Origin of the sequence: Rhizobium sp. LjRoot98 (assembly GCF_964252935.1) — a bacterium.
In the GTDB taxonomy this organism is placed as follows: Bacteria; Pseudomonadota; Alphaproteobacteria; order Rhizobiales; family Rhizobiaceae; genus Pararhizobium.
Genome location: NZ_CAXUPW020000001.1, coordinates 397,194 through 423,852, shown reverse-complemented (window position 1 = coordinate 423,852; position 26,659 = coordinate 397,194). Strand labels below are relative to the sequence as shown.

At 60.1% G+C, this 26,659-nt stretch carries 21 protein-coding genes; 9 read left to right on the top strand and 12 right to left on the bottom strand.

Translation table 11 applies throughout. From position 1 onward, the window contains the following. Window positions 1-128 precede the first annotated feature (128 nt). From ACSQ3J_RS02070 to ACSQ3J_RS02060, 3 genes are read left to right on the top strand one after another with little or no spacing between them, the layout of a single operon-like run. Window positions 129-830: a response regulator transcription factor gene (locus ACSQ3J_RS02070; protein WP_060503644.1), complete on the top strand. Its 702-nt coding sequence runs from the start codon at window positions 129-131 to the stop codon at window positions 828-830. Then, window positions 827-2,236 (top strand): sensor histidine kinase, encoded by a 1,410-nt coding sequence (locus tag ACSQ3J_RS02065; protein WP_060503643.1) that lies wholly within the window; start codon window positions 827-829, stop codon window positions 2,234-2,236. The genes ACSQ3J_RS02070 and ACSQ3J_RS02065 overlap by 4 nt, the downstream gene beginning before the upstream one ends. 45 nt (window positions 2,237-2,281) lie before the next feature. After that, on the top strand, window positions 2,282-5,236 hold the full coding sequence (locus ACSQ3J_RS02060; protein WP_060503642.1) for a bifunctional [glutamine synthetase] adenylyltransferase/[glutamine synthetase]-adenylyl-L-tyrosine phosphorylase: 2,955 nt from the start codon (window positions 2,282-2,284) through the stop codon (window positions 5,234-5,236). A gap of 4 nt (window positions 5,237-5,240) precedes the next feature. Here ACSQ3J_RS02060 and ACSQ3J_RS02055 read toward each other — a convergent pair whose 3' ends face one another. Next, window positions 5,241-7,610, bottom strand: a complete 2,370-nt coding sequence (locus ACSQ3J_RS02055) for a PAS domain-containing sensor histidine kinase (protein WP_060503641.1) — start codon at window positions 7,608-7,610, stop codon at window positions 5,241-5,243. 208 nt (window positions 7,611-7,818) lie between these two features. Then, window positions 7,819-10,467, bottom strand: a complete 2,649-nt coding sequence (gene pepN, locus ACSQ3J_RS02050) for an aminopeptidase N (RefSeq protein ID WP_436038587.1) — start codon at window positions 10,465-10,467, stop codon at window positions 7,819-7,821. Between the two features lie 520 nt (window positions 10,468-10,987). Between pepN and ACSQ3J_RS02045 the strand changes: the two genes are divergently transcribed. Continuing rightward, the gene (locus ACSQ3J_RS02045) at window positions 10,988-11,926 is read left to right on the top strand and encodes a DMT family transporter (RefSeq protein WP_060503639.1); all 939 of its coding nucleotides are present in this window, start codon (window positions 10,988-10,990) and stop codon (window positions 11,924-11,926) included. A gap of 16 nt (window positions 11,927-11,942) precedes the next feature. Here the strand turns inward: ACSQ3J_RS02045 and ACSQ3J_RS02040 are convergent, their stop codons facing one another. From ACSQ3J_RS02040 to ACSQ3J_RS02020, 5 genes are all read right to left on the bottom strand, one after another. After that, window positions 11,943-13,223, bottom strand: a complete 1,281-nt coding sequence (locus ACSQ3J_RS02040) for an MFS transporter (protein ID WP_436038585.1) — start codon at window positions 13,221-13,223, stop codon at window positions 11,943-11,945. Window positions 13,224-13,449: 226 nt separating this feature from the next. After that, window positions 13,450-13,596, bottom strand: a complete 147-nt coding sequence (locus tag ACSQ3J_RS02035; protein WP_164491952.1) for a hypothetical protein — start codon at window positions 13,594-13,596, stop codon at window positions 13,450-13,452. A gap of 71 nt (window positions 13,597-13,667) precedes the next feature. Continuing rightward, on the bottom strand, window positions 13,668-13,844 hold the full coding sequence (locus ACSQ3J_RS02030; RefSeq protein ID WP_112834538.1) for a hypothetical protein: 177 nt from the start codon (window positions 13,842-13,844) through the stop codon (window positions 13,668-13,670). A gap of 153 nt (window positions 13,845-13,997) precedes the next feature. Further along, on the bottom strand, window positions 13,998-14,885 hold the full coding sequence (locus ACSQ3J_RS02025; RefSeq protein ID WP_060503636.1) for a uracil-DNA glycosylase: 888 nt from the start codon (window positions 14,883-14,885) through the stop codon (window positions 13,998-14,000). 226 nt (window positions 14,886-15,111) lie between these two features. Further along, the gene (locus ACSQ3J_RS02020; RefSeq protein ID WP_060503635.1) at window positions 15,112-16,410 is read right to left on the bottom strand and encodes an Hsp70 family protein; all 1,299 of its coding nucleotides are present in this window, start codon (window positions 16,408-16,410) and stop codon (window positions 15,112-15,114) included. A 373-nt stretch (window positions 16,411-16,783) separates the two neighbouring features. Between ACSQ3J_RS02020 and ACSQ3J_RS02015 the strand changes: the two genes are divergently transcribed. Together ACSQ3J_RS02015 and ACSQ3J_RS02010 are read left to right on the top strand one after the other, a co-directional pair. Further along, a complete protein-coding gene (locus tag ACSQ3J_RS02015; RefSeq protein ID WP_060503634.1) occupies window positions 16,784-18,448 on the top strand; it encodes an electron transfer flavoprotein-ubiquinone oxidoreductase in 1,665 nt (554 codons plus the stop codon). A 146-nt stretch (window positions 18,449-18,594) separates the two neighbouring features. Continuing rightward, window positions 18,595-19,212, top strand: coding sequence for a L,D-transpeptidase (locus ACSQ3J_RS02010; protein ID WP_060503633.1), 618 nt, complete (start codon window positions 18,595-18,597; stop codon window positions 19,210-19,212). An 81-nt stretch (window positions 19,213-19,293) separates the two neighbouring features. Here the strand turns inward: ACSQ3J_RS02010 and ACSQ3J_RS02005 are convergent, their stop codons facing one another. Beyond that, window positions 19,294-20,196, bottom strand: a complete 903-nt coding sequence (locus ACSQ3J_RS02005; RefSeq protein ID WP_060503632.1) for an alpha/beta fold hydrolase — start codon at window positions 20,194-20,196, stop codon at window positions 19,294-19,296. 108 nt (window positions 20,197-20,304) lie between these two features. Between ACSQ3J_RS02005 and ACSQ3J_RS02000 the strand changes: the two genes are divergently transcribed. Beyond that, complete coding sequence (locus tag ACSQ3J_RS02000) at window positions 20,305-20,877, top strand: CGNR zinc finger domain-containing protein (RefSeq protein ID WP_060503631.1); 573 nt, start codon at window positions 20,305-20,307, stop codon at window positions 20,875-20,877. Between the two features lie 95 nt (window positions 20,878-20,972). Here the strand turns inward: ACSQ3J_RS02000 and ACSQ3J_RS01995 are convergent, their stop codons facing one another. Both ACSQ3J_RS01995 and ACSQ3J_RS01990 read right to left on the bottom strand, forming a co-directional pair. Beyond that, window positions 20,973-21,419, bottom strand: a complete 447-nt coding sequence (locus ACSQ3J_RS01995; RefSeq protein WP_060508678.1) for a DoxX family protein — start codon at window positions 21,417-21,419, stop codon at window positions 20,973-20,975. A gap of 200 nt (window positions 21,420-21,619) precedes the next feature. Next, window positions 21,620-22,633, bottom strand: a complete 1,014-nt coding sequence (locus tag ACSQ3J_RS01990) for a zinc-binding alcohol dehydrogenase family protein (RefSeq protein ID WP_060503629.1) — start codon at window positions 22,631-22,633, stop codon at window positions 21,620-21,622. 101 nt (window positions 22,634-22,734) lie between these two features. On the opposite strand from ACSQ3J_RS01990, the gene ACSQ3J_RS01985 reads away from it, so the two are divergent. Together ACSQ3J_RS01985 and ACSQ3J_RS01980 are read left to right on the top strand one after the other, a co-directional pair. Next, complete coding sequence (locus ACSQ3J_RS01985; RefSeq protein WP_060503628.1) at window positions 22,735-23,082, top strand: winged helix-turn-helix transcriptional regulator; 348 nt, start codon at window positions 22,735-22,737, stop codon at window positions 23,080-23,082. A 119-nt stretch (window positions 23,083-23,201) separates the two neighbouring features. Next, window positions 23,202-24,098, top strand: a complete 897-nt coding sequence (locus ACSQ3J_RS01980; protein WP_060503627.1) for a diacylglycerol/lipid kinase family protein — start codon at window positions 23,202-23,204, stop codon at window positions 24,096-24,098. An 18-nt stretch (window positions 24,099-24,116) separates the two neighbouring features. Here the strand turns inward: ACSQ3J_RS01980 and ACSQ3J_RS01975 are convergent, their stop codons facing one another. Both ACSQ3J_RS01975 and ACSQ3J_RS01970 read right to left on the bottom strand, forming a co-directional pair. Next, the gene (locus tag ACSQ3J_RS01975) at window positions 24,117-25,619 is read right to left on the bottom strand and encodes an ArnT family glycosyltransferase (RefSeq protein WP_060503626.1); all 1,503 of its coding nucleotides are present in this window, start codon (window positions 25,617-25,619) and stop codon (window positions 24,117-24,119) included. Continuing rightward, window positions 25,606-26,616 (bottom strand): glycosyltransferase family 2 protein, encoded by a 1,011-nt coding sequence (locus tag ACSQ3J_RS01970; RefSeq protein WP_200954861.1) that lies wholly within the window; start codon window positions 26,614-26,616, stop codon window positions 25,606-25,608. The genes ACSQ3J_RS01975 and ACSQ3J_RS01970 overlap by 14 nt, the downstream gene beginning before the upstream one ends. Window positions 26,617-26,659: the final 43 nt, after the last annotated feature.

The following is a 26,659-nucleotide window of genomic DNA, read 5'->3' as shown; positions in this document are numbered from 1 at the left end:
GGCGCCGCGGACCTTTACCCAGGTTTCGCGGCGTCTGGCGTTTCGGGACATGGCTGACCTGCGCAACCGGGCAGGCGGGTGTGGTTTCCCCATGGCAAACCGGTTGTGGAAGAGACGGGTCAGGTACTATGGTCACGCGTATGAAGATTCTGATTATCGAAGATGACCTCGAAGCGGCCGCCTATCTGGCCAAGGCCTTCCGCGAGGCTGGCATCGTGTCTGACCATGCCAGCGACGGCGAGAGCGGCTTGTTCATGGCGAGCGAGAACAGCTACGATGTGCTGGTCATCGACCGGATGCTGCCGCGCCGCGATGGGCTGTCGGTGATCTCGGAATTGCGCCGCAAGGGCGTCCACACTCCGGTCCTCATCCTGTCGGCGCTTGGCCAGGTCGATGACCGGGTGACGGGGTTGCGTGCCGGCGGCGACGATTATCTGCCCAAGCCTTACGCCTTCAACGAGCTTCTGGCACGGGTCGAGGTGCTCGGCCGCCGTAAAGGCGCTCCCGAACAGGATATGGTCTATCGGGTCGGCGATCTGGAGCTGGACCGGCTGTCGCATACGGTGCGCCGGCAGGGCCGGGAGCTTCTATTGCAACCACGCGAATTCCGGCTGCTGGAATATCTGATGAAGAATGCGGGGCAGGTGGTGACGCGCACCATGCTTCTGGAAAATGTCTGGGACTATCATTTTGATCCGCAGACCAATGTTATCGACGTGCATGTGTCGCGGCTGCGCGCCAAGATCGAAAAGGATTTCGATCAGCCATTGCTGCGCACCGTGCGCGGGGCAGGCTACATGATCAAGGAAGACGGACGCACGGACGCATGAACAGGCTGAACGTCCTCTTCCGCAGCACCGCCGTTCGCCTGTCAGCGCTTTATCTTCTGCTCTTTTCGCTCTGCGCCGCTTTTCTGGTCTTCTACGTCACCGCCATGTCGCAACGGCTGTTGGAACAGCAGACAAGGGATGCGGTGACGGCGGAAGTTTCGCAGATCGAGCAGATTTATAGCCGCGGCGGCGTCAACGGATTGCTGCGGACCCTGGAGCGGCGGGCGCGTCAACCTGGTGCCAATCTCTATGTCATCGCCGGGCCGACTGGCGAAATCCTCGCGGGTAATGTCGCCTCGCTGCAACCCGGCCTTCTGGACAAGGAAGGATGGACGGGCGAAGCATTCCGCTATCAGCGCTATACCGACGAAAGCCGCAAGGAAGACCATGTGGCACTGGCGCATGTGCTTGTGCTCGATAATGGCCTGCGCATTCTCGTTGGCCGCGATTTGCAGGAACCCGAAAAGTTTCGGGTGCTAGTGCGGCAGGCTCTTGTGGTGGCGCTTGGCATCATGGGCATCGGCGCGTTGATCATCTGGTTTGCGATCGGCCGCAACGCGCTGAAGCGGATCGACCGGATGTCGGACGCAAGCACGCGGATCATGGCGGGTGACCTCTCGCAACGATTGCCGATGAGCGGATCCGGCGACGAGTTCGACCGGCTGTCGGAATCGCTCAATGCCATGCTCGGGCGGATCGAAAAGCTGAACGAGGGTCTGCGGCAGGTCTCTGACAACATCGCCCATGACTTGAAAACGCCGCTGACGCGCCTGCGCAACAAGGCCGAGGCAGCATTGGCGCACAAAGCAACCAATTCCGGCTATCGGGCATCCCTGGAAGAGATCATCGGCGAATCCGATCAGCTGATCCGGACGTTCAATGCGTTGCTGATGATCTCCCGGGTCGAGGCCGGGGCCGCGGCTGCGGAGATGAGTGATGTCAATCTTTCACAAAGCGTCGCCGACTGTGTCGAGCTTTATGAACCGGTGGCGGACGAACAGGCGCTGAAGCTTGAAGCCGACGTGCCTGACGATATTCACATTTCCGGCAATCGCGAACTGATCGGCCAAGCGCTCGGCAACCTGATCGACAATGCCATCAAATATTCCGACGGCGCTGCAAATCCGCTGATCAAGGTCAGCCTCTTCAGACGGGATGGTTCGATCGTCCTATCGGTGGCGGATCACGGCCCCGGAGTACCCGCCAATAAACGGGACGACGTCGTGGAGCGTTTCGTGCGGCTCGACGAAAGCCGCAGCAAACCGGGAACGGGCCTCGGCTTGTCGCTGGTCGAGGCGGTGATGGAGATGCATCAGGGGTCTCTCGAACTGAGTGATACGGTTCCGGACGTTGAAAACAATCGTGGTTTGACTGCCAGCATGGTTTTCCCATTGCGCTCCGCCTGATACGCATAGGGCAGCCGAAATCGGGAGCGGCTGGGAGAGACCAATATGCAGACGGATATGCGGCGGCTATCGGATATCGGCACATGTGCGCTGCGGCCGATGAGCCAGACGGATGCGAAGTCCGTGCTTTCAAGCCTCAAGGATATTGCAAAGAGCCATCCGCAGATTGCCGATCTTCTGGCTGCGGAAACACCACTCAAGGATTTCATCGTCGCGGCGCTGTCGCTCTCGCCTTATCTGCGGGACACGGCTGTTTCGCATCCGCAGGTGCTTGTGCAGGCGCTTGCCGGGCCTTTGATCCCCTATCTGGAAACGTGCATCCAGACGGCGCGGGATGCCTGGAAAGGTGCCGACGCCGGAAAATCCGTGCCGGATGCCGAGATCATGACGCGTTTGCGGCAGGCCAAGCGGGATATTGCCTTTGCGATTGCCCTTGCCGACCTTTCGCGCCTTTTCGATGCCCGTGAGACCACGCGCTGGCTGAGCGATTTTGCCGGTGCTTCGGTATCGGCCACCATCGATCATCTGCTTTTGAGCGCCCATGACGCAGGCAAGCTGAATGTCGTCGATACCGCGCATCCGAGTGACCGGTCGGGTGTGGTCGTGCTTGGCATGGGAAAGCTCGGCGCTTTCGAGCTGAATTATTCGTCAGATATCGACCTCGTGGTCTTTTATGAGCCGCAGGCGCCGCTGATCACGTCCCGCGACGACGCGCCGGAGACATTCGCCCGTTTGCTGCGCCGCCTGATCCGCATCCTGCAGGAACGCACTGGCGACGGCTATGTATTCCGCACCGACCTGCGCCTGCGTCCTGATCCCGGTGCGACGCCGCTTGCTATCCCGGTCGAGGCGGCGATGCTCTATTATGAAAGCCGGGGCCAAAACTGGGAGAGGGCGGCCTTCATTAAGGCGCGGCCGGTGGCCGGCGACCTCAAGGCAGGGGATGCCTTCCTGCGGGAACTGACGCCGTTCATGTTCCGCAAATATCTCGACTATGCGGCGATTGCCGACATCCATTCGATCAAGCGGCAGATTCATGCCCATAAGGGGCATGGCGAGATCGCCGTCAAAGGCCATAATATCAAGCTTGGCCGCGGCGGCATCCGGGAAATTGAATTCTTCGTCCAGACGCAGCAATTGATCGCCGGCGGCCGCATGCAGGAACTGCGGCTGCGCGCCACCGAGCCGATGCTGCACGGCTTGGCACGGGCCAACTGGATCGATGGGGAAACCGCCGAGGAGCTGATTTCCGCCTACTGGTTCCTGCGCGATGTCGAGCACCGGGTGCAGATGGTGCGCGATGAGCAGACGCATGTTTTGCCAACCACCGATGCCGAACTGAAACGCATCGCCTACATGATGGGCTTTGCCGATGTCCCGGCGTTTTCGGCCGAACTGTCGCGAACACTCAAGACGGTGGAGCGTCGTTATGCGCAACTGTTCGAGCAGGAAGCCAAGCTCTCAACCGAAACCGGAAATCTGGTCTTTACCGGGCAGAGAGATGACCCGGATACGCTGGAGACACTGAAAAAGCTTGGTTTCGACCGGCCGCAGGACATTTCCCGCACCATCCGGACCTGGCATTACGGGCGCTATCGGGCGACGCAATCGGTGGAGGCGCGCGAGCGGCTAACCGAGCTGACGCCGGAGCTTTTGCGTGTGTTCGGGCAGAACAAGCGTGCCGATGACGCCCTGTTGCGCTTCGACCAGTTTATTGCCGGGCTGCCGGCCGGTATCCAGCTGTTTTCGCTGCTTGGCAACAATCCCGGGCTTCTGTCGCTGATTGTCAATATCATGTCCTCAGCGCCACGGCTGGCCGATATCATCGCCAGCAAGCCGCATGTGTTCGATGGCATGCTCGATCCCCGGCTTCTCGCCGAACTGCCGACGCGGGATTATCTGGCCGAGCGGATCAAGGGCTTTCTGGCAACCGCTCGGCACTATGAGGAGATCCTCGACCGTTTGCGGATCATTGCCTCCGAGCAACGGTTCCTGATCGGTATCCGGCTGCTGACCGGCGTCATCACCGGTGTCCAGGCGGGGCATGCGTTTACCGATCTGGCCGACCTGATCCTGACCGCCGCACTGGACGCCGTCTTACGTGAGGTGGAAGCGGCGCATGGCAAATTCCCCGGCGGCCGCGTCGCTGTTATCGGCATGGGCAAGCTCGGCAGCCATGAGCTGACGGCCGGGTCGGATGTCGATATCATCCTGCTTTACGATTACGATGACGCTGCGGGTGAATCCGATGGCGCCAAGCCGCTCGATTCTGTCCGCTATTTCACCCGCATCACGCAGCGACTGATCTCGGCGCTGTCCGCTCCCACCGCCGAAGGCGTGCTCTACGAGGTCGACATGCGGCTGCGCCCTTCCGGCAACAAGGGGCCTGTCGCCACCCGCATCAACGCTTTTGCAAAGTACCAGCGCGAGGAAGCCTGGACGTGGGAGCACATGGCGCTGACACGGGCGCGGGCGCTGTGTGGCGAGGAAAGCCTGATCGCCGACGTCGGCGGGATTTTCAAGGAAGTGCTCGGTCAAAGCCGGGATCTGGCAAAGGTGACTGCCGATGTCGCCGAGATGCGGGGGTTGATCGACAAGGAAAAGCCGCCAAGCGATGTCTGGGATTTCAAGCTCATTCCCGGCGGACTGGTCGATATCGAGTTCATCGCCCAATATCTTGCGCTGATCGCTCCGGCGCGTGGCGTCGCACCGCCGTCGAGCGGCACATCAACGGCCGATGTCCTGGCGCTGCTTGGCCCGGCTTTGATTGCACCTGCCGATCTCGATACCGTGCAGGAGGCGCTGGCGCTGTTCACGGATCTTTCCCAGATCGTGCGCCTGTGCATCGAAGGTGATCTGGAACTGAAGGATGCGCCGGCCGGGCTGATCGAGCTTTTATGCCGGGCAGGGGATGCGCCGGATATCAAGGTGCTGGAAGCTGATATCCGGCGCCTTTCGAAGGCGGTGCGCCGGATATTTCAAACAACCGTCAAGCCCTGAAAGGCTACGCCACGGCCAGTGTGGCCTTGGCCTCCGACACGGCGCGTGGGGCCGTGTCGGGGATGCGCAGCGAAATGATCGTGCCGACATTTTCCTGGGAGTGGATCTTCATCGCGCCGCCATGCAGGTGGGTCAATGAACGCGAGATGGCCAGACCAAGGCCGGAGCCCCCCTTGCTCTTGGCGTACTGGCTCTGCACCTGTTCGAAGGGCTGGCCGATTTTCTCCAATGCCAGGCGCGGTATGCCGATGCCGGTATCTGCGATGGTCAGCGTCACAGCACCGGCGACCTTGCGGGCGCGCAGCGAGATCTTTCCGCCCTCGTTGGTGAATTTGACGGCGTTGGACAACAGGTTGAGCAGGACCTGCTTCATGGCGCGGCGGTCGGCGGTGATCGTCAGACCGGAGGAAATCTGCTGATCGACGCAGATGTTCTTCTGCTGTGCCGGGATGGTGGTGAAACGCAGGGTTTCCTCGATCAGCGGGGCGAGATCTATCGTCTCGCGGTTGATCTTCATCTGGCCGGCCTCGATCTTCGACATGTCGAGGATGTCGTTGATGACGTTGAGCAGATGTTTGCCGCTGTCATGGATATCGTGGGAGTATTCGTCGTATTTTTCCGAACCGAGCGGGCCGAACATCTGGTTCTGCAGGATTTCCGAAAAGCCCAGAATGGCGTTCAGCGGGGTTCGCAGCTCGTGCGACATGTTGGCGAGGAATTCGGACTTGGCCCGGTTGGCTGCTTCCGCGCGTTCTTTCTCTGCCTGATAATTGGAGTTGGCGACGGAGAGTTCGGCCTTCTGGCGTTCCAGGGTGATGCGAGACGTCGACAGGTCGCCGATGGTCGCCATCAGGCGCCGCTCGGATTCGCGCAGGCGCACCTGGTGGCGTTTCAGCAGGGTAATGTCGGTGCCGACCGATACCAGGCCACCGTCACGGGTTCGCCGGTCGTTGATCTGCAGCCAGCGCTGGTCGGCGAGTTGCACTTCCGAAGTCTGTGATTGATTGGACCGGTCGGGATCGGCAATGCGCCGCTCGATGATCGGACGGGCGGATGCGGCGTTGACGACGGAACGCTCCGTGCCGGCAACCAGAACCCGGTCGGGCAGCTTGTAGGCCTGCTGATAATGGGTGTTGCACATCACCAGCCGGTCGTTCTTGTCCCAGAGCACAAAGGCCTCGGACGTGCATTCGATCGCATCGGCGAGCCGCTGGTCAGCTTCCGCATAGCGTTGAGCCAGGCGATGCTGCTCGGTAACATCCATGGCGATGCCGATCAGGTGCACGCGGCCGGAGGCGGTGCGGATGACCTGGGCGCGGGCGCGCATCCAGACATAATGGCCATCGGCATGGCGCATCCGGAAGATTTGGTCGATCTGGCGGGCATCGCCCCTGGCGATGGTGCGGGCGACCTTGTAGATGCTGCCGTCATCCGGGTGCATCAGCCGCGCCGCGTCGCCGAACGACAGGACATTGCTCTGCGGCGGCATGCCGAGCATTTCATACATCGAGCGCGACCAGAAAAGCCGGCGGTTGGGCATGTCGAAATCCCAAAGGCCGCAGCGCCCCCGCGACAAGGCGGTTTCGACGCGCAGGTTGGATTCCGCGAAAATCTGGTCGGCATCACGGGCGCGTTTGGCCTGGATATAATAGGCATAGAGAACGATCAGCAGGATTGCCGAGATTCCGGCAAAAAGGGTGACGTTGAGCGAGACTTCATCCCGCCATAGCTTTTGGATGCCTGCCAGCGGTGTGGCGACCAACAGCGTTCCCGCGCCGCCGGGCACCTGCATCATCGCGACGGTATGCTCCGTACCGCCGATGAAGGTTTTCATCACTGTCGAACGTTCACCAAAATACTGGAAAGCGGCGACTTCCGGCGCCACAGCGTTCAGCGTGCGTCCCGTGTAGGCCGCGCCCTCCGGAGAGCTGGCGAAAATTCGGCCGTCATTGCGCACGGTGAGAACAAAGGCACCATTTTCGAGCATGTCGGGCGAAAGGACCGCATTCAACCGCTGCTCGACATCCCACTTTTGCGCCTTGTCGAACAGGGCAACGCCGTTTTCCTGAAGAGCGGCACTGGCGGTGGCCGCAGCAAGGACGGTGACCTGGCGCGCGCTTGCCTCCATGCGGGCATATTCGACCATGATGCCGTTGATGCGGGAAATGGCAACGACGAGAAGAAACGCGGTGATCAGGATCGGGATCGAACGCTTGAGCAATGGCTCGGCGCCCGCAAGACGGCGCACTGCCGGCTCGGTAAAAATCCGTGCGTGCTGGATAACGTCCCGTTCCAGGCGTGAAAAACCCGGAAATCTGGGACGCAACCGCTCACCGGCTGCGCGTCCCCGCTGCGCTTCCGCCATCTTCGTCAATTCTGTAAACCCTCATGTGATTCGAAGCGCCGCTCGCTTGAACCTGACCCAATGAATCAATTGTGATTCGCCTTGTCCAGAGGAAAACGTAAAAGTTTGTTAACCATTTATCGTCATGGGAAAATTGCACTATTGGCTTTGGCGCCACGGCAGAAACGAAAAAACCCCGCGCTTACGGGGTTTTCCAATCATTTCCGGTTGCTATTTCCTATCCCTTGAGCATGCGCTCGACGATGTCGCTGACATCGGCTGACAGTTTCGCTGCAGCCGCGATTTCACGCAGCGCGTTGCGGGCGTGATCGGCGCGGCCGGATTCCAGCGAGCGCCACGACCGCATCGAGGTTAGGATGCGGGCTGCCAGTTGCGGATTGCGCGGATCGATGTCGAGAATCTGGCGCGCCAGGAACCGGTAACCTTCGCCATCAGCGCGGTTGAAGCCGGTCGGGTTCGAAAAGGCAAATGTGCCGACGAGTGCACGCACCCGGTTCGGGTTGGAGCCGTTGAACAGCGGGTCGGCCATCAAGACCTTGACGCGGGCAAGCGCGGCTTCGCCCGGAATGGTTGCCTGGATGGTGAACCACTTGTCGATCACCAGCGCATTTCCGGCGAACCGGGCCTTGAACGCAGCCAAGGCATCCGCCGTTTCGGCAGCGTCCGGGAACCGGTGTGCAAGGATTGTCAAGGCCTGGCTCAAATCCGTCATGTTGTTGGCGGACTTGAACGCGGCGACTGCCCGAGTGGGTTCGTTTTCGGCATAAACGAGGTAGGAGAGGGCGGTGTTGCGCAGTGCCCGGCGTCCGGCGCTTGCCGCATCCGGGCTGAACGGGCCGGAGACGATCATCTCGTCTGCGAGCTTTTCGAAAATGGCCTGACCGGCCGTGGCGATCGCCACCATGATCTGCTGGCGTCCGACGTGGATCGCGTCCGGGTCGTTGTTTCCGCCGATTTCGCGGGCGATATCGGCTTCGCTCGGCAGTGCCAGCGCCTGCGCTCTGAAGGCAGGTTCAAGATCACCGTCGGCGGCGGCCGCAAGCAGGGCATCGATCAGGGCGGCGTCGCATTGAACCGGTTCATCTGCCTTGGCGCTGGCTGTGGCAGCGACGAGATTGGGCAAGGCAAGATCGTTCAGGGCCTGCCAGCGGGCAAACAGATCGCTCTCATGTTTGGCGATGTGGGCGCGATCAGAGGCCGTCTGCTCGAAATGCAGGTTGATCGGCGTCGAAAACCCACGGTTCAACGACAGGACTGGGCGTGACGTGATGCCACCGAACACGACCGTCTGATTGCGCTCGATGAGATGCAGCACGTCACCGGTCATCTCGGCGCCGGTGACGGAGGTGACGTTGGCTTCTGAGCCATCCTCCAGCAGGAGCCCGATACGCAAGGGGATATACATCGGCTCCTTGGCGCTTTGGCCGGGGGTCGGCGGCACCATCTGTTCCAGCGACAGCGTCAATGTCTGCTTGGCGGCGTCATAGGCCGTCGAGGCGCTGACCAGCGGCGTGCCCGCCTGATGGTACCAGAGTGAAAACTGGGTGAGGTCGCGCTTACTCACCTCCGCAAAGCAGGCAACGAAATCCTCGATGGTCACGGCCTGTCCGTCGTGGCGGTCGAAATAGAGATCCATGCCCTGCTTGAAGAGATCAGCACCGAGCAGGGTGGCGATCATCCGGGTGACTTCGGAACCCTTTTCGTAGACGGTCGTCGTATAGAAGTTGTTGATTTCCCTGAATTTTGTCGGGCGAACCGGGTGCGCAAGCGGACCGGCATCTTCCGGAAACTGCTCGGCTTTCAGATGCCGGACTTCGGCGATGCGTTTGACGGTGCGCGAACGCTGGTCGGCCGAGAATTCGTGGTCGCGATAGACCGTCAGACCTTCCTTCAGGCAGAGCTGGAACCAGTCGCGGCAGGTAATGCGGTTGCCGGTCCAGTTGTGGAAATATTCGTGCGCGATAATCGCCTCGATATTGGCGTAGTCGGCATCGGTCGCTGTTTCCGGATCGGCAAGGACATACTTGTCGTTGAAGACGTTTAGTCCCTTGTTTTCCATGGCGCCCATGTTGAAATCAGACACGGCGACAATCATGAAGATATCGAGATCGTATTCGCGTCCGAACCGTTCCTCGTCCCACTTCATTGAGCGCTTCAGCGCATCCATTGCGTAAGATGCACGCGGCTCTTTTCCGTGTTCGACATAGATTTTCAGCGTGACTTCGCGGCCGGACATGGTTGTGAAAGTGTCTTCCACCACTCCCAGATCGCCGGCGACCAACGCGAACAGATAGCTTGGCTTCGGGTGCGGATCGAACCAGGCAGCGAAATGGCGGCCGTCGCCCATACCGGCGCCACCGAGATGGTTGCCGTTGGAGAGCAGCAGCGGCGCGGTCGCCTTGTCGGCGATGATGTTGACCGTGTAGACGGCAAGCACATCCGGGCGGTCCGGGAAATAGGTGATGCGCCGGAAGCCTTCGGCTTCGCACTGTGTGCAATAGACATTGTTTGTGCGGTAGAGACCCATCAGCGTGGTGTTGGCCTCCGGATTGATCTCGGTGGTGATCGTTACCTCGAAGGGTACCGTTGCCGGAAGGCCGCGGATCGTCAGCGTATCGTCCGCCGCATCGTAGTTCGCAGCCGGAATCTCCACCTGGTCAAGCAACAGGCCCGTCATCTTCAGTTCGTCGCCGTCGAGGATCAGCGGCGCATCGGCGCTTACCCCCTCACGACGGTGGAAGATCAGCCGGGCTTCGACCTTGGTTTCGGTAGGATCGAGTTCGAAGGTGAGGTCCACCCTCTCGAGGACAAAATCCGTCGGCCGGTAGTCTTCCAGATGAATGATCGCGCCCGTATCTGTCCGCATTGTTTGTCCCGCTTGCATCATCCGCTGCGTCCAGACGCTGGCGATGAGGCTTGTCTCGATGAAGAGGCTGCGCAGAAGATGCGAAGCTTCCGGTGTGATCGCAAGGCGGTTCTTTTCGCTGACATATGCCGTTTTCCGGCAAGTGTGATCTGTCCCATTCCTTGCTTGTTCAGAGACTTACGAAATTCGCCCTAACAATATTTAAACCAGTCGTGTATTTTTGGCACAGGTTTCGGATTTTTACAGCCCGCTACCAGTCTTCTTGGTGCAGGAGTGCAGTTTCGGCTGTCGGATTGCTTGGCGGCGTTTCTGCTTGCCCATTCCGCTCGAGACTAGGGTATCGCCATCGACGCATCAAATATTTCCGCTACCCATCACGAAAATTGATGCCTCTTTCGAATATCGCGGGTTAAGGTGACGGGGCCCAAGCGACGGATTCTCCGGTCGCATATTTTTCCCGCAGCCTGTCGTTTCCCTTGATTTCCGGCCCGCTGCCCTCAGTCCGATGAGTGCGACCCGCATGGATTCCGAATTCCCCCACCCGATGAAGGGCATTACCCTCAAGGTTCTGTCCGTGCTGGTCTTCGTCTGCATGTCGACGCTGATCAAGGCGGCGGGAACGGAGATCGCCACCGGCCAGATTACCTTCTACCGCTCGGCTTTCGCGATGGTGCCGATCCTCGGCTATCTCGCCGTCAAGGGACATCTGCGCACGGCTTTCCACACCAAGGATATTTTCGGCCATCTGGCACGCGGCTTCATCGGCATCCTGGCGATGAGCTTTGGGTTTTACGGTCTGGTGCACCTGCCACTGCCCGAAGCGATTGCGATCGGCTATGCCATGCCGCTGCTGGCCGTCGTCTTCGCAGCGGTGTTTCTCAAGGAAACCGTACGGGTCTATCGCTGGTCTGCCGTCCTGATCGGGCTGGTGGGGGTGATGATCATCACATGGCCGAGGGTAACGCTGCTGCGCGATGGCGGGTTTGGCTCGCAGGAGGCGCTCGGTGCGCTGGCCGTGCTTCTCTCGGCCGCGCTCGGCGCAATCGCCATGGTGCTGGTGCGCAAGCTGATCGCCAAGGAAAAGACCCACACGATCGTGTTGTATTTCTCCCTCTCGGCCTCCTGTTTCTCGCTGCTGACGCTTCCGTTCGGCTGGGAGCCGTTGCCGCTGAGTTCGTTTCTGCTTTTGATGGGAGCGGGTTTCTGTGGTGGCGTTGCGCAAATTCTTCTGACGCAGAGCTATCGTTATGCCGACATGTCGACGATTGCGCCGTTCGAATATACCTCGATCCTGCTCGGGCTGCTGATCGGCTATTTCCTGTTCGACGAGGTGCCGACAGGCGTCATGCTGGTCGGCACGGCGATCGTCGTCGGTGCCGGCATCTTCATCATTTTCCGTGAACACCAGCTCGGTCTCGAGCGCCGGGGCGCGCGCAAGCATATCACCCCGCAGGGGTGACACATTGCCCGAATGATCAGGGCGCGGCCGTCGGGGCGGTGTCGTCCTCGATCAGGTCGGCCGGCCGCACAGCCTGGTTCATTGCGTTGACGGCCTCAGTCCCCGGCGTCGGCACGGTATTGGCCTGGAAGTCCGTCTTGGAAACGAGCCCGTCCGTATGGCCGCGCTGGGCAATGCGCCAAGCGGCATAGGCGGCGTAGAGTGCGAAATAGACGGCCAGAACCATGAACAGCGATGGCGGGCCGAAACGGTCCATCACCGGCCCCACCATCAGCGGGCCGGAAATGGTACCGATGCCATAGGTGATCATCATGCCGGAGGAGACCTCGACATATTCGTTCGGCCGGGCAAGGTCGTTGGCATGGGCGACATTCAGCGCATAGATCGGAAACAGAACTGAACCGACAAAAGCCGCGATGACATAGAGTACCAGCGGGCTGGAACCGACGAAGGCGACCATCGCAAGGCAGGAGATAACGCCGACGATACCGCAGCCGACCATGACAATGCGCCGGTCGATCCGGTCGGACGTTCGCCCGATCGGGATTTGCGAGACGGCGCTGCCAGCAAGAAGGGCAGCCAGCAGCGTTGCGCCTTCGGCGGTGGAAAGGCCGATCTTCTGGGTAAAGACGCCGCCGAGATTGAGCCAGGCGCCGGACATGGCACCGGCAAGAAATGCGCCGACGACGGCAACCGGCGAGCGGCGATAGAGTCCCGGCACATCGAACTTGGCCTGTGACGGCGGGGCAGGCATCGCGGACGAGGACAGCGCCGTTGGCAACAGCGCCAGCGAGAACAGCACGCCACACAGAATGAACAGCGACGAATTCGTCGGATCGCCAAGCGGCACCAGATATTGCCCGCCGATGGTGCCGACCATGGTGGTGATCAGGTACAGCGAAAACAGCATGCCGCGGTTTTCATTGGTCACCCGTTCGTTCAGCCAGCTTTCGATCACCAGGTAGCTGCCTGAAATCGCAAAGCCGGAAATGGCGCGAAACAGGATCCAGGACCGCCAGTCGACCACCAGCCCGCACATCAGAATGGCGATGCTCAGCAGCGTGATCAGCGCTGCAAATACCCGTACATGGCCGACGCGCAGAACGAATTTCGGGGTGATGATGCAGGAGATTGTAAAGCCCAGCGTATAGCCGGTTGCGATCAGCGAAATGGTCAGCGTCGACCAGCCCTCGGTCACCGACCGTACTGGCAAGACATAGCTCGCCAGCCCGAAGCCGACCATCATCAGCAGCGTCGAAAGCATCAGGCTGAACACGGATCTGAGGCTTGCCAGCATGAAGGCTCCGGGTACGGATCTGCCGGGGTGCCTGTGACGCACAAGCCTCAGGAGAAACGCTGAAAATGTTGGAGCGGATTGCGCGCTTGAAAACCGGTGCCCGACACGCCGCTGTTGGAATCAAAGAACGAGTGTCGCTCTATCCAGTTTTGCTGACGCTGTCGATTGCGACAAGGCTTGGCGCAGAAGAGGAGATGTGGCCGCAGGGCGGCCGGAAGCCAGCGATTTACTTCGGCAGGAAGGCGCTGACCGCATGACGGTCGGCATTGGCAGCCGGGGCTTCACGGCTCAAACGGCTATATTCGCCGGAGGCGCGCACGGCGGTGCCGATATCGGCGATCAGAACCCGGAGCGAGCGGATGGATGCTGTCATGATCGGATTCCTTTCATCTTTGGTCTGTTAATCCAGGCAGAGGCGAGCGCGGCTGCGCAGACCGTTAAAAATCAACGCTGGATGAATTCCGCGAAGATCTGGGCCGGGCGTGTCTTGTGGCCGTAGCCTGCAGCGGTCATCTGTTCGTTGGCTGCCGAGCCGAAGCTGTTGAACGGCGTGCGCAGCGCCGAGCCGGCATGGCGGAGCGTTTCAAAGCTCGAATGCAAAGGGCGAAAACGGGTCGTCATGGTTCAATTCCTTATTCCAGTCCTCCCGTCGTTCTATATTGCACTGCAACATCAATTCCGCAACGGACGCGTTCGCGTTGCTGGTATGCGCAATCCGCATGGCTTTTTTCATCGTTTGTTCATGTTTCGGGCAGGCGTCGGGTTCAGGCGCTCTTAACCACGAATCCGGGCGCGAAAGGCCAGCAGATCCTGCCAGGCGAGCCGCTTGCTGGCCGGGGCCGAGGTCAGGTCCTGCGGATGCAGGGTGGCCAGGGCCGGGACCGTGGCATTGCCAATTTGAATGTCGCGCCATTCGCCCCGCATGTGATGGATCATCTCGTTGCCGCCGAAGAAGAAACGGGCGGCAAAATTGCCGAGGATCAACAGGTGGCGCGGTTCGCTGAGCGCGATCTGCCGTTCGATGAAGGGGCGGCAGATATCGGTTTCGCGCGGCGAGGGCGGGCGGTTTCCCGGCGGCCGCCACGGAATGACATTGGTCAAAAGCACGGATGTCCGATCGAGCCCGATGGCGGCCAGCATGCGTTCGAGCATCTGGCCCTGCTTGCCCGAAAATGGAACGCCCTCGCGGTCGTCGTCGCCGTTTGGCACCGGGCCGATCACCAGAATGCCGGACGCGGGGTTGCCGTCGGCAAACACCATGTTGCGAGCGCTGTTGCGCAGATTGCAGCCGGAAAAGGCTTCCATGGCGCTCTTGAGTTCATCAAGGGAGCGGGCAGATTCAGCCGCAAACCGGGCTTCGGCGATGGCCTGCTCGTCGGGAATGGCCATTTGTGGCGTGGCGGTAGGAGCGGCCGGAGCCTTGCCGGTCGCGCGATTGCCGTTCTCACGGGCAACCGGTGTGGCGGGCGCATCGCTGCGCTCCAAGGTCTGCGTTCGCTGCATGGCTTGCGAGGCGCCATTGCCGCGCGCCGCCTTCGCTTCAGCAAATTCGGCGAACCGGTCGACCGGATCGTCTTCCAGCATCCATTCGACCCCGGATTCTGCATGAAAATGCAGAAGGGCGGCAAGTTCGGCCGGACTCATGGTGTCGCAGGAGATCATGGTCTGCTTGTACAGAAGGGGGGGCGGGCAGGGAAGGCCATCGCGGACGCAATATGGATTTATGCCGGCGAAAGAGCGGCAGTCTCCCACTTCTCCCCAGCGGGGAGAAGTGTCGAGCAAAGCGAGACGATGAGGGGGCGGTTCGGCCGGTTCTCGCGTGTTTGGCTCCCCCTCATCCGGCCCTGCGGGCCACCTTCTCCCCGCTGGGGAGACGATGAGGTACCAATCACGCCGCCATCGCCGTCCAGCGTTCGATATCGTCGCGCTCGCCGATCAGCGCTAGCCCGTGGGCAATGGAGAGAAGCTCGCCACCGCTTTCGATCCGGTCACTGGCAAAGCGGTCTTCAAAGATGCGCCGGATGGCCGGTACGAACGAAGTACCCCCGGTCAAAAACACCTTGTCGATGCCATCAGCCGGCGTGTTGGTGGTGACCAGCACCTCGTCCAGTGCTTCCTCGATGCGGGCAAGGTCCGGTGCGATCCAGCTTTCGAAATCGCTGCGGCGTACGGTCTGGCGGCTCTTTTCGCCGAGCGGCTTGAAGAAGAATTCGGTCTCTTCCTCATGTGACAGCCTCATTTTGGTGGCCGAAATCGCTTGGTAGAGCGGATAACCTTCGTCGTGATCGACGAGATCAACGAAGGCCTCAAGCTTTTCCGGCTCGACGGCCGAGCGTACCAGCTGCTTCAGGTCGGTAAAATCCTTCAGCGTCTTGAAGATCGACAATTGGTTCCAGCGGCCGAAATTGGCATAGTAGCTGGAAGGCACGTCGAGCAGCTTGTCGAAGCTCTTAAACTGGCTGCCCTTGCCGATCAACGGCGAAACCACCGTGTCGATGATGCGGAAGTCGAAATGATCACCGGCGACGCCGACGCCGGAATGGCCAACCGGAACCGCCGTCATTTTGCCGGCATGGCTTTCGAAACGGATGATCGAATAGTCGGTGGTGCCGCCGCCGAAATCGGCCACCAGCACGGTCGCATCCTTCTTCAGGTTCTGGGCGAAGTAAAACGCCGCCGCCACCGGCTCGTAGACATAGTGGACTTCGGGAAAATCGAACGAAGATAGCGCGCGGTCATAGCGTTCGAGCGCCAGGTTTTCGTCCGGGCTGGTTCCGGCAAAACGAACCGGCCGGCCGACGACGATGCGCTTGTACTCCTGCTGCCAGCCATCGCCGGCATAGTCGGCGATACGGGAAAGGAAGGCGCGCATCAGGTCTTCAAAGCTGTTGCGACGGGCAAAGATCAGCGTGCCTTGAAACAGCGGGCTGGCGGCAAAGGTCTTGATCGACTGCAGGAAGCGCGCCTCGCCGGGATTGTCGATGAACTGCTGGATCGCCGCCTGTCCCGCTTCGATGCTCACTGCGGCGGCCCCCATCTGTGCATGCTTCATGAACGATAGCGCGGTGCGCATCGAATCTGTGGTGCCGGCTTTGCTTGAAAAGCTGAGCGACTGCGTCGAGTCGCCCTTTGAGGCGGCAAGCACCGAATTGGTCGTGCCGAAATCGAAGCCGAGTGCCTTGGCCATGAAAGTCTCCGTCTTGGGTGTCCGCCAGCTGGCGGCAGAAGTCGTCTCGCCTACACGCACGGCCTCGGAATGCCTTACGGCAGCCGGTATGCGGTTTGTGGCGGAGGGCTTGGTTATTTGGAGGGCGCGTATTCGCATGGGTCGAAGGCCAAAGCAAGGCAAGATGAAAGGCCGGTAGTGGAAGAAGTCTTTTTGTATTTTGACGTTTACGTTCACGTCATATGTTTGTATCCTGCGGCATGACCTCATGCGCAAATGCGCTGGGCTGCCGTCGCAGACCGGCTCGACAAGTCCGGCCGTATTTGCCATGACGGAGGTCAAGAATTGGGAACAAAACCGTGCAAAATAGCCGGGTGCGACTGGAGACGAAGAGATGACCGACAAACATGAGCTGCCCGAGCGCGAAAGCATGGAATTCGACGTTGTTATCGTCGGCGCTGGGCCTGCCGGTTTGGCGGCGGCTATCCGTCTGAAGCAGGTCAATCCGGATCTGTCGGTCGTCGTTCTGGAAAAGGGCGCCGAAGTCGGGGCGCATATCCTGTCGGGCGCCGTTGTCGATCCGATCGGTATTGACAGGTTGCTGCCGGGCTGGCGCGAGGAAGAGGGGCATCCCTTCAAGACCGAAGTCAAGGACGACCAGTTCCTGCTGCTTGGTCCCGCCGGCTCCATCCGCCTGCCGAATTTTGCCATGCCGCCGCTGATGAACAATCATGGCAACTACATCGTCTCGCTTGGCCTCGTCTGTCGGTGGCTGGCCGAAAAGGCCGAGGCGCTCGGTGTCGAAATCTATCCGGGCTTTGCTGCCACTGAAGTGCTTTACAACGATCAGGGCGCCGTCATCGGCGTCGCCACCGGCGATATGGGTGTCGAGAAAAACGGCGAGCCGGGTCCCAACTTTGCCCGCGGCATGGAACTGCTCGGCAAATACACGCTGATCGGCGAGGGCGTGCGGGGTTCGCTCGCCAAGCAGTTGATCTCGAAATTCGACCTGCAGAAGGACCGCGAGCCGCAAAAATTCGGCATCGGCATCAAGGAACTCTGGCAGGTCAAACCGGAAAACCATAAACAAGGCCTCGTCCAGCACTCGTTCGGCTGGCCGCTCGGCATGAAGACGGGTGGCGGCTCGTTCCTCTATCACCTTGAGGACAATCTGGTCGCCGTCGGCTTCGTCGTGCACCTCAACTACAAGAACCCCTATCTCTATCCGTTCGAGGAATTCCAGCGCTTCAAGACGCATCCGGCCATTCGCGGCACCTTCGAAGGCGGCAAGCGGCTGACCTACGGCGCCCGCGCCATCACCGAGGGTGGCTACCAGTCGGTGCCGAAGCTGACCTTCCCCGGCGGCGCGCTGATCGGCTGCTCGGCCGGTTTCGTCAACGTGCCGCGTATCAAGGGCAGCCATAATGCCGTTCTGTCGGGCATCCTCGCCGCTGAAAAGCTGTCGGATGCTATCGCCGCCGGGCGCGCCAACGATGAAGTGATCGAGATCGAGAACGGCTGGCGCGACAGCGCCATCGGCCAGGACTTGAAGCGCGTGCGCAACGTCAAGCCGCTGTGGTCGAAGCTTGGCACGGCAGCCGGTGTGGCGCTCGGCGGGCTCGATATGTGGACCAACACGCTGTTCGGCTTCTCCTTCTTCGGCACGCTGAAGCATGGCAAGACCGACGCGCAGTCGCTGGAGCCGGCGTCGATGCACAAGAAGATCGAGTATCCGCGCCCGGATGGTGTTCTGACCTTCGACCGTCTCTCCTCTGTGTTCCTGTCGAACACCAATCACGAGGAAAACGAGCCGGTGCACCTGAAGGTCAAGGATATGGCCCTGCAGAAATCGTCCGAGCACGATATCTATGCCGGCCCCTCGACCCGCTACTGTCCGGCCGGTGTCTATGAATGGGTGGAAAAGGATGGGCAGGATGTCTACGTCATCAACGCCCAGAACTGCGTCCACTGCAAGACGTGCGACATCAAGGACCCCAACCAGAACATCAACTGGGTACCGCCGCAGGGCGGCGAGGGCCCGGTCTATCCGAATATGTGAGGTGGGTGCCTCGATGGCATGAAAAGGGCGGCAGGCGAAAACCTGCCGCCCTTTTCTATTGCGCACAACTTCAACGCGCTTAACCAGCCATTAACCATGTTTTCCCTATTTTCGGTTGCATCAACCGGATCTTAAGGAAACACACGATGTCGATCTCCCGCCGTGGCCTGCTGCTCGGCTTTTCTGCTCTCCTTGCCGGTTGCGCCACCAACGGACCGAACCATGCAGCCAACTATGCTGCAAAACCGGACGAAAAGTTTCCAATGCCGGCCATGCCGCTGGAAAAGGTCAAGCCGGAACTGCGCCGCCAGCAGGTCGCCTATTCGACGAAACATGATGCCGGCACCATTGTCGTCGATACGCCGGCGAGGCGGCTCTACTATATTCTCGGCGACGGGCAGGCGATGCGCTACGGCATCGGCGTCGGCCGCAACGGTTATGCGCTGGCAGGGTCTGCCTATATCGGCCGCAAGGCCGAATGGCCATCGTGGACGCCGACCGACAACATGATCCGCCGCGATCCGGGCAAAAATCGCAAATATGCTGGTGGTGTTCCTGGCGGCCCGAACAACCCGCTCGGCGCCCGGGCGATCTATCTGTATCAGGATGGCAACGACACGATGTTCCGCATCCACGGTACGACACAACCCTGGTCGATTGGCCAGGCGATGTCGAGCGGCTGCGTGCGCATGCTCAACCACGATGTTGTTGATCTCTACGAGCGCGCAATCGTCGGCGGCCGCGTCGTCGTCCTGCAGGCGTAAGCCAAATTCAGAGAACTGGGCGCAAGTATATTCAACTCGACAAAGGCGCCGTGAGCTCAATGCTCCGGCGCCTTTGCTGTCTCATCCAAGGGACCATTTGCGCTCGACGAAATCGGCGATCAGTGGTGCGATCTCGGGCAGCCTTTCTTCAAGGGCGAAGTGACCGGTGTCGAACAGGTGCAGCTCCGCCTCCGGTACGTCGGCCAAAAAGGCACGGGCGCCTGCCTCGGTGAAGAAGGGATCATTGCGGCCCCAGGTGATCAGCGTCGGCGGCTGGCTTTGGCGCAGCCACTGCTGCCATTCCGGATAGCGGACAAGGTTGCTCTTGTAGTCAAAGGCGAGATCGAGTTGCGGCTGGCGGCGATCGGGCCGGTCGAGGAAGTGCTGGTCCATCGTCCAGCCATCGGGAGGGACGAGTTCCGGCTGCGCCGTGCCGCCCTCATATTGCCCGCGGGTCATGTCCAGTGTCAGAAGATTGCGAACCTGCTCCACAGCGCCGTCGTTGGATGGGGCAAGGGCGATAAAGTCGCGGGCGATGTCCGAAAGTCCCTCCAGATAGGCATTGCCGTTCTGGACGATCAACCCGGCGATCAGCTCTGGCCGGCGGGTTGCCAGCCGAAACCCGACCGGTGCGCCGAAATCGAAGGCGTAGAGCATGAAACGCTTGAGTGACAGCGCATCGACAAAGGCCTCCATCACAGTCGCCAGATTGTCGAAGCTATAGGTAAATGTGCCGTTCTCGTTGGTGGAAGTGGGCGCTTCGCTGTGGCCAAAGCCCGGATAGTCGGGGGCAATCAGCCGGTAGTGGCTGCCGAGGGCGTCCATCACGCGCCGGAACTGGTGCGACGAGGCGGGAAAGCCGTGCAGCAGCAGGATGGTTGGTGCGTCCTTGCCCGTTTCCGGCAGGCTTTCTCGATAGAAAACGTGAACGCCGCCGGCCTCGATAAACCGGTGACGGATGGAGGGAATGCTGTGCAATGCCATTTTAACACCCGTATGGTTTGAATTTATGCGTTAGGTTTGCATTCGAGTAACTAATGTGTCAATCGTAAAAATATACATTATAGACGAAAGATAGACGAAAGGCTGAGCATGGATCTGATCCCTTTCACTGGCGAACCGTTGGCCCTCGATCTCGTCAATACCCGGCCCCTGACGGCTGATGGCCAAGTGGATCTGCTCGAAACGGCAGCGGGTCTGCAGCTTTGGCTGGAGGCGGAATCCGATCGTTTGCCAGAGGGCGTGGTTATGGAGTTTGACGCCTTGACGGCTGGTGACTTGGCGCCGGTGATGGCCGTGCGCGATCACACCGCTTCGGCAATCGCCCATGCCCGCGACGGTAGGCCGGTGCCGCGCGCGGAAATTGATGGCTTGAACGCCGCCATGCGTGCGTCGCCCGTCATGCGCCAGCTTGCATGGGGTGACCCGCCGGTTTTGGCCAGCGAACGGGCAGGCGCACCGGCGGTTAGGCTTGCCGGGTTTCTAGCCGAGGATGCGGCCGCACTGCTCACCTCCGGCGACGTGACGCTGATCCGCAAATGCGCGGCAGAGGATTGCGTCATGTTGTTCGTCGGCAGCAATGCCCGCCGCCGCTGGTGTTCGGCTGCCCGCTGCGGCAACCGCGTCCGCGTTTCGCGCTACTATCACCGCAGTAAGTTGACGTGATGGTTCGGGTAGCGCGCGGGCTCCCGAGGATACCGCAATGAAAACGCCTGCTGGATGCGATCCGCAGGCGTTTTCGCGACGGTGGCGAGACAACTCTATGCGTTGAGTTCAGCAAAACCAGAGCCGGGAAGGGTAGGGGCTTCGCGCACCGGCGCAGACTTCCAGGCAACGACCATCAGTGCGCCGATGACCGTGATATGTTCCATGACGACATAGAATTCGAGCGTCTTCATCGGCTCCTGCATGGTCCAGAACGTATGGGCGATCGGAATGGTCAGTGCGGTGAAGACTGCCAGCGCCCCGGCACCAAGCCAGGTCCAGGGATTGGCGATGATCAGGGCTGATCCGCCAAGCTGGGTGACAATGACGGCAATGGTGACGAGCGGCGCAGGCTCTAGGCCGAAGAACGACATTTCGGCGACGCCGGCATTGAAATCGAAGAGTTTGGCCAGCCCACTTGCCCAGAACATGGAGGTCAGGACAGTGCGCGCCAGATAGCCGAAGGTACGGGAACCGATGAGAAAATCAATAAGGGAAGGCATTTCTCTCTCCAGAAACAGGTTATGAAACGAACCCCGGAACCGGCCCGCTGGGGTGCGGAGAACAATTCCGGGTAACGCGGCATCCTCTCTTTCAGAGACTATCGGGTGTACCGCGCTACCTCCTGTTTATGGCGAGCGCGGCCAATGAAGCGTTCCCGCAGGAACTGCGGAAAAGCCGGTTTCTCGGGGTGCCGGTCGCGTCAGAATCCCGCCAGCACTAGCTTGCCCTTGGTCCGGCCGGTTTCGATCAGGGCATGCGCCTTTTTCAGGTTTTCGGCGTTGATCAGCCCCAGCGTCTCTGTCAGCGTCGAACGGATTTTGCCGGTATCGACCAGCCGGGCGATCTCGGTGAGTATCCTGTTCTGCTCCTCCATGTCCTTGGTCTTGAATAGCGACCGGGTGAACATCAGCTCCCAGTGGATGGACACGGCCTTGCGCTTGAACGGCACGACATCGAGCACTTTCGGATCATCGATCAGCCCGAAGCGGCCCTGCGGGGCGATCAGCTGGATGATCTCTTCCAGATGATCGGTGGTATTGGTCGTTGAAAAGACAAAGGCCGGCGCGCCGAGCGCCAGCTGGTCGATCTGGTGTGCCAGCGGCTTGGAATGATCGAGCACATGATGAGCACCGAGATCATAGGCCCACTTCTGGGTTTCGGGCCGCGAAGCGGTGGCGATCACGGTGAGATTGGTCAGCGCCCGGGCAAGCTGGATGGCAATCGAGCCGACGCCACCGGCACCGCCGATGATCAGGATCGCGTTGGCAGCGCCGGGAACCGGATCGTTGACCTTCAGCCGGTCGAACAGGGCCTCCCAGGCGGTCAGAGAGGTCAGTGGCAGGGCGGCCGCGGCCGGAAAATCCAGTGTTTCCGGTTTCCTGCCGACGATGCGCTCGTCAACCAGATGGAATTCGGAATTGGCTCCTGGCCGGTCGATGGCACCGGCATAGAAGACAGCATCCCCCGGCTGGAACAGTTTCACACCCGGGCCAACCGCCTTGATGATCCCTGCCGCATCCCAGCCAAGCACCTTCAGCTGATCCGGCTCCGGCTTGGCGTTGGCACGAATTTTGACATCGACCGGATTGACCGAGATCGCCTTCACCTCGACCAGAATATCTCGCCCTTCCGGCGTCGGCACAGGCAGGTCAACATCGATCAGCGAGGTCTCGGCCGAAATGGGCTGGGGAATCTTGTAGGCAATGGCGCGCATGGGTGGCTCCTTGATGTTTGAACAGAAGCTAGATGCGCATTATGATGCAGGAGCGCAAGAATGCACAATAAGTGTATATAGTACCCAAAAGGATACCGTGAATGCCGCGTGTTCGCCACAAGCTCCTGACTTGCTCTCCCGGCTGCCCGGTCGAGGGCGTACTGCATCTGATCGATGGGAAGTGGAAGGGTGTCATCCTTTATCATCTGCTGGATGGCACGATGCGCTTCAACGAAATCCGCCGCCGCCTGACAAGCGTCACCCAGCGCATGCTGACCAAGCAACTGCGTGAACTGGAAGCCGACGGCCTTGTCGAGCGCACCGTTTTTGCCGTCGTCCCGCCGAGGGTGGATTACTGTCTGACCCCGCGTGGCCGTAGCCTCGAGCCTGTCATCATGGCGATGAAGCTCTGGGGCGACGAACATATCCTGCTGCAGGCTGCCGAATAGCTGGCGCATCACGGCAAGTTTGGGGCGGGCGATATTAAAGATTCGTCATTTTGCCGACGCCGGCTGAAAAAAGGTTAGTGCCGCTCCATATGTAGCCCAACGAGCTGCAAGGAGCACGAATGAAAATCAAGGCCATCTTCAATCGCGACGGCGGAACATTCCGCACAACCGATATGGACGCCTATAGCAAAAAGGCTGCGGAAGTCTTCCGTGCAGCCGGGCATGACATCGAAATCACCGTGGCTTCCGGCGATGGCATGGCAGATATCCTCGAAAAAACGGCGCGTCGCGATGATCTGGATGCGATGCTGGCCGGTGGTGGTGATGGAACCATTTCCGCGGCGGCAGGCGTTGCGTGGAAGAACGGCATGCCGCTCGGCGTGGTACCCGCTGGAACGATGAACCTGTTTGCCCGGGCGCTGAAACTGCCGCTGGATATCTGGAAAGTGCTGGATGTGCTTGCCGAAGGCAGGATCATTGAAGCCGATATCGGCAGTGCCGATGGCCGTGCCTTCGTGCATCAGTTTTCCATGGGGCTGCATGCCCGCATGGTGCGCTACCGCGAATCCTACAGTTTTGCCTCAAGGCTCGGAAAAATCCGGGCCAGCACACGCGCAGCCCTCGGTGTGATGTTCAACCCGCCGGAATTCGAGATCGAGTTCGAGGTCGATGGGGTTCGCGAAACGCGCAAGGTTTCCGCCATCTCCGTGTCCAACAATCATTTCGGGCCGAATGCGCTGATGTATGCGGACGATCTTACAGGGGGGCATCTGGGCTTCTATACAGCGCCTCCATTGAAGCCACATGGCGTCGCAAAGCTGACTGTCGATATCCTGCGTGGGAAATTCCGTGACAGCCCGCTGATCACCGAGATGAGCGCCACCGCCGTCGACCTGCATTTTCCTCGCGAGCGCCGCAACATCAATTGCGTCATCGACGGTGAGTTGCTGCCGATCGGCCGGGATGTCGCTCTGCGCATTCATCCGGGCGAATTGAAATTGCTCGTCGGCCAGTGACCGGGACGCGCTGCGGCGCTATGGCTTTTGCTGTGCCAGCCAGAGATAGCCGAAGCCGTAGCGATCATCTCCTTTGGCGAGATGATAGAGCGGCGCACTAAAGAGCGGCACGATATCGCCGGGCGCCACGCCGCCTTCGATAAGCTTTTGCCGGAGGTTCTCGGGAAGAGCCGGTTGTGCTTCTCCCTTGCCGCGCCACATCACCAGAACCGGTCCAGCCGATCGCCACCCGGCCGCAAGAGGAACTGGCGGATTGTAGGTCGTGATGGCGGTTGACAGCGGCAACTGCAAACGCACGCTACCGGCAAGATTGGTATCGTCGGCAATGACCAGGGCAGGCTGGATGGTGTAATTTTGCGTAATCTCGCGGATGAATGCCTCATAGGGAACGTTGAGTTTGTTGTAGGAGCCCAGCATTGGCGAGGTCACGACCCGCGCCGAAACGCCGATGAGCACCGCGAAGATCATGATGAAAAGGGGAATGGCAAAACGCTTGAGTTTTCCGGTTGTTTCGATCCCGGCCGCATCAATCTTGAGGCAGAGATACAGTGGTAGAATAACCACGAACAGGGCGAGCCATTTTTCCCGGATATGGGTGGCGCCAAGGCCGAGAACGATCAGCAGGACGGCAATCAGGCAGAGGCAGATGATCCGCCCCGTTATCCGGGTCCATTGGCTTTCCGCGAGACAGATGCGTTTGATGTCGAAGGGAAAGACCGCAAGAAAGAAGGCGATCGGTAGAATGGTCGCCCCGAAGATCGCCGAGATCAGCGAAATGGTTCCCTTGAACGCTTGAGCCAGCCGCCCGCCTTCCAGTCCTTCCTTCATCTCGTTGATGGTGCCGGCCGAGGCCGATGTGAGGTTGTGAAGAATCCAGTAAGCGTGTGGCAGGACGATCGCAAAGGCGACGGCGAGGGAGGCAATCAGCCTCCAATCGAAAATGCGTTGACGCAAATCCCGCTCCGGCAGAACGGCAAGAACGGCAGCAGCCGGCACCAGCGCAAAATTGTACTTCGAAATCAGCCCGATACCGACGGCGACCCCTGTCAGGAGATAGGAAAACAGGCTTGGATTGCGTAGCGTCCTGAAAAATCCGTAGAGAAACAGCGACACCGCAAAGAGTGCGGAGACGGTGTGCGAAAGGTCCCGCTGAGCCAGCAGAAAAACCGGCGGCAGGGTCAGCACGCCCAGCATGGCCATGGCCGCCAGCGTTCGATCCTTGATGACGGTCCGGGCGGCGAGACCATAAAACAGACAACAGAGAAAAAGCAGCAGATGCTTGAGGATGGTCAGCGCCGTCAGGGAGACGCCGAATGCCTCCACCACGGCATATTGCAGCCAATTGTAGAAGGGAGGCTGCGGACCATAGCCGAGCGCCAGAAACTGCGAAACGAAGGCCTGTTCGCCTTCGTCGATTTCGAGCGCCGGAGAGATGAACACGCGCAGGGCCACACACAGCACAAAATACGCGGCGACGGCAAAAATCATTGCATCGGCGCGGCGGGAATCAGCGTGAGGCATCAGCTTTATCCTGCTCGAAAACTTTGCGCACGATATAGGGCGGCGTGTCGTTCTCGCCGGAATAGAGCCGCGCCATCATTTCGGCGAGGATGCCGGTGGTGATCAGCTGAACCGAGGACAGGAACAGCATGACGCCAACGATCAGCATCGGTCTCGTGCCGATATCGTTGCCGAGCAGGAACTTGTCGATGAACAGGTAGAACAGGATCAGGGCGCTGAGGCCGCCGGCAGCAAGTCCGATTGACCCGAAGAAATGCCCCGGCCGCGCCTTGTAGCGCATGAAGAACAACACTGACAGCAGGTCGAGGATCACCCTGAAGGTTCGGGAAATTCCGTATTTCGACGTGCCATGCTGGCGGGCGTGGTGGGTGACTGGCATCTCACCGATGCGGCTGCTCGGCACGACGCCGGCAACCCAGGCCGGAATGAACCGGTGCATCTCGCCCATCAGCCGGACCTGCTTGATGATAGACGCCTGATAGATTTTCAGGCTGCAACCGTAGTCGTGCAGTTTCACGCCGGTGATCTTGCCGATCAGGTAGTTGGCGCACCAGGACGGGATCTTGCGCAGGAAAAGGCCGTCCTGGCGGTTCTTGCGCCAGCCGACCAGAAGATCGAGTTCGCGCTCCTCGATCGCCTTGACCATCGGCGGAATATCGCGCGGATCGTTTTGCAGGTCGCCGTCGAGCGTAGCGATCAATCTGCCGGATGCGAGATCGATACCCGCTTGCATGGCGGCGGTCTGGCCGAAATTGCGCTGCAATTCGACGATTCTCAAGCGTAGGCCGCTTTCGAGCTCCTTGCGGGCGCTGACAAGCGTGCCGTCGGTGCTTCCGTCGTTGACGAGAATGAGTTCCCACGGCTTGTCGAAATTGAGCATGGCTTCCCGGATGCGGGCGACCAGCGGACCGACGCTTTCTTCTTCGTTATAGATCGGCACGACAACGGACAACTCGACCGGCGGGGCCGTTTCGCTATCTACCCTGTTTGCTTCCAAGATGGGATCCAAAATCAAAGCCTTTTAAAAACGTGCAGGTTCT

What these genes read in the sequence shown, in the direction of transcription:
- ACSQ3J_RS02020 (WP_060503635.1), bottom strand. Translation starts at nt 16,410, where the DNA reads ATGGCCAAGGCACTCGGCTTCGATTTCGGCACGACCAATTCGGTGCTT.
- ACSQ3J_RS01995 (WP_060508678.1), bottom strand. Translation starts at nt 21,419, where the DNA reads ATGCCTTCCCTTATTGATTTTCTCATCGGTTCCCGTACCTTCGGCTAT.
- ACSQ3J_RS02060 (WP_060503642.1), top strand. Translation starts at nt 2,282, where the DNA reads ATGCAGACGGATATGCGGCGGCTATCGGATATCGGCACATGTGCGCTG.
- ACSQ3J_RS02015 (WP_060503634.1), top strand. Translation starts at nt 16,784, where the DNA reads ATGACCGACAAACATGAGCTGCCCGAGCGCGAAAGCATGGAATTCGAC.
- ACSQ3J_RS02065 (WP_060503643.1), top strand. Translation starts at nt 827, where the DNA reads ATGAACAGGCTGAACGTCCTCTTCCGCAGCACCGCCGTTCGCCTGTCA.
- ACSQ3J_RS02070 (WP_060503644.1), top strand. Translation starts at nt 129, where the DNA reads ATGGTCACGCGTATGAAGATTCTGATTATCGAAGATGACCTCGAAGCG.
- ACSQ3J_RS01975 (WP_060503626.1), bottom strand. Translation starts at nt 25,619, where the DNA reads ATGCCTCACGCTGATTCCCGCCGCGCCGATGCAATGATTTTTGCCGTC.
- ACSQ3J_RS02000 (WP_060503631.1), top strand. Translation starts at nt 20,305, where the DNA reads ATGGATCTGATCCCTTTCACTGGCGAACCGTTGGCCCTCGATCTCGTC.
- ACSQ3J_RS02025 (WP_060503636.1), bottom strand. Translation starts at nt 14,885, where the DNA reads ATGATCTCCTGCGACACCATGAGTCCGGCCGAACTTGCCGCCCTTCTG.
- ACSQ3J_RS01985 (WP_060503628.1), top strand. Translation starts at nt 22,735, where the DNA reads ATGCCGCGTGTTCGCCACAAGCTCCTGACTTGCTCTCCCGGCTGCCCG.
- ACSQ3J_RS01990 (WP_060503629.1), bottom strand. Translation starts at nt 22,633, where the DNA reads ATGCGCGCCATTGCCTACAAGATTCCCCAGCCCATTTCGGCCGAGACC.
- ACSQ3J_RS02030 (WP_112834538.1), bottom strand. Translation starts at nt 13,844, where the DNA reads ATGACGACCCGTTTTCGCCCTTTGCATTCGAGCTTTGAAACGCTCCGC.
- ACSQ3J_RS02040 (WP_436038585.1), bottom strand. Translation starts at nt 13,223, where the DNA reads ATGCTGGCAAGCCTCAGATCCGTGTTCAGCCTGATGCTTTCGACGCTG.
- ACSQ3J_RS01980 (WP_060503627.1), top strand. Translation starts at nt 23,202, where the DNA reads ATGAAAATCAAGGCCATCTTCAATCGCGACGGCGGAACATTCCGCACA.
- ACSQ3J_RS02045 (WP_060503639.1), top strand. Translation starts at nt 10,988, where the DNA reads ATGGATTCCGAATTCCCCCACCCGATGAAGGGCATTACCCTCAAGGTT.
- ACSQ3J_RS02035 (WP_164491952.1), bottom strand. Translation starts at nt 13,596, where the DNA reads ATGACAGCATCCATCCGCTCGCTCCGGGTTCTGATCGCCGATATCGGC.
- ACSQ3J_RS02010 (WP_060503633.1), top strand. Translation starts at nt 18,595, where the DNA reads ATGTCGATCTCCCGCCGTGGCCTGCTGCTCGGCTTTTCTGCTCTCCTT.
- ACSQ3J_RS02005 (WP_060503632.1), bottom strand. Translation starts at nt 20,196, where the DNA reads ATGGCATTGCACAGCATTCCCTCCATCCGTCACCGGTTTATCGAGGCC.
- pepN (WP_436038587.1), bottom strand. Translation starts at nt 10,467, where the DNA reads ATGCGGACAGATACGGGCGCGATCATTCATCTGGAAGACTACCGGCCG.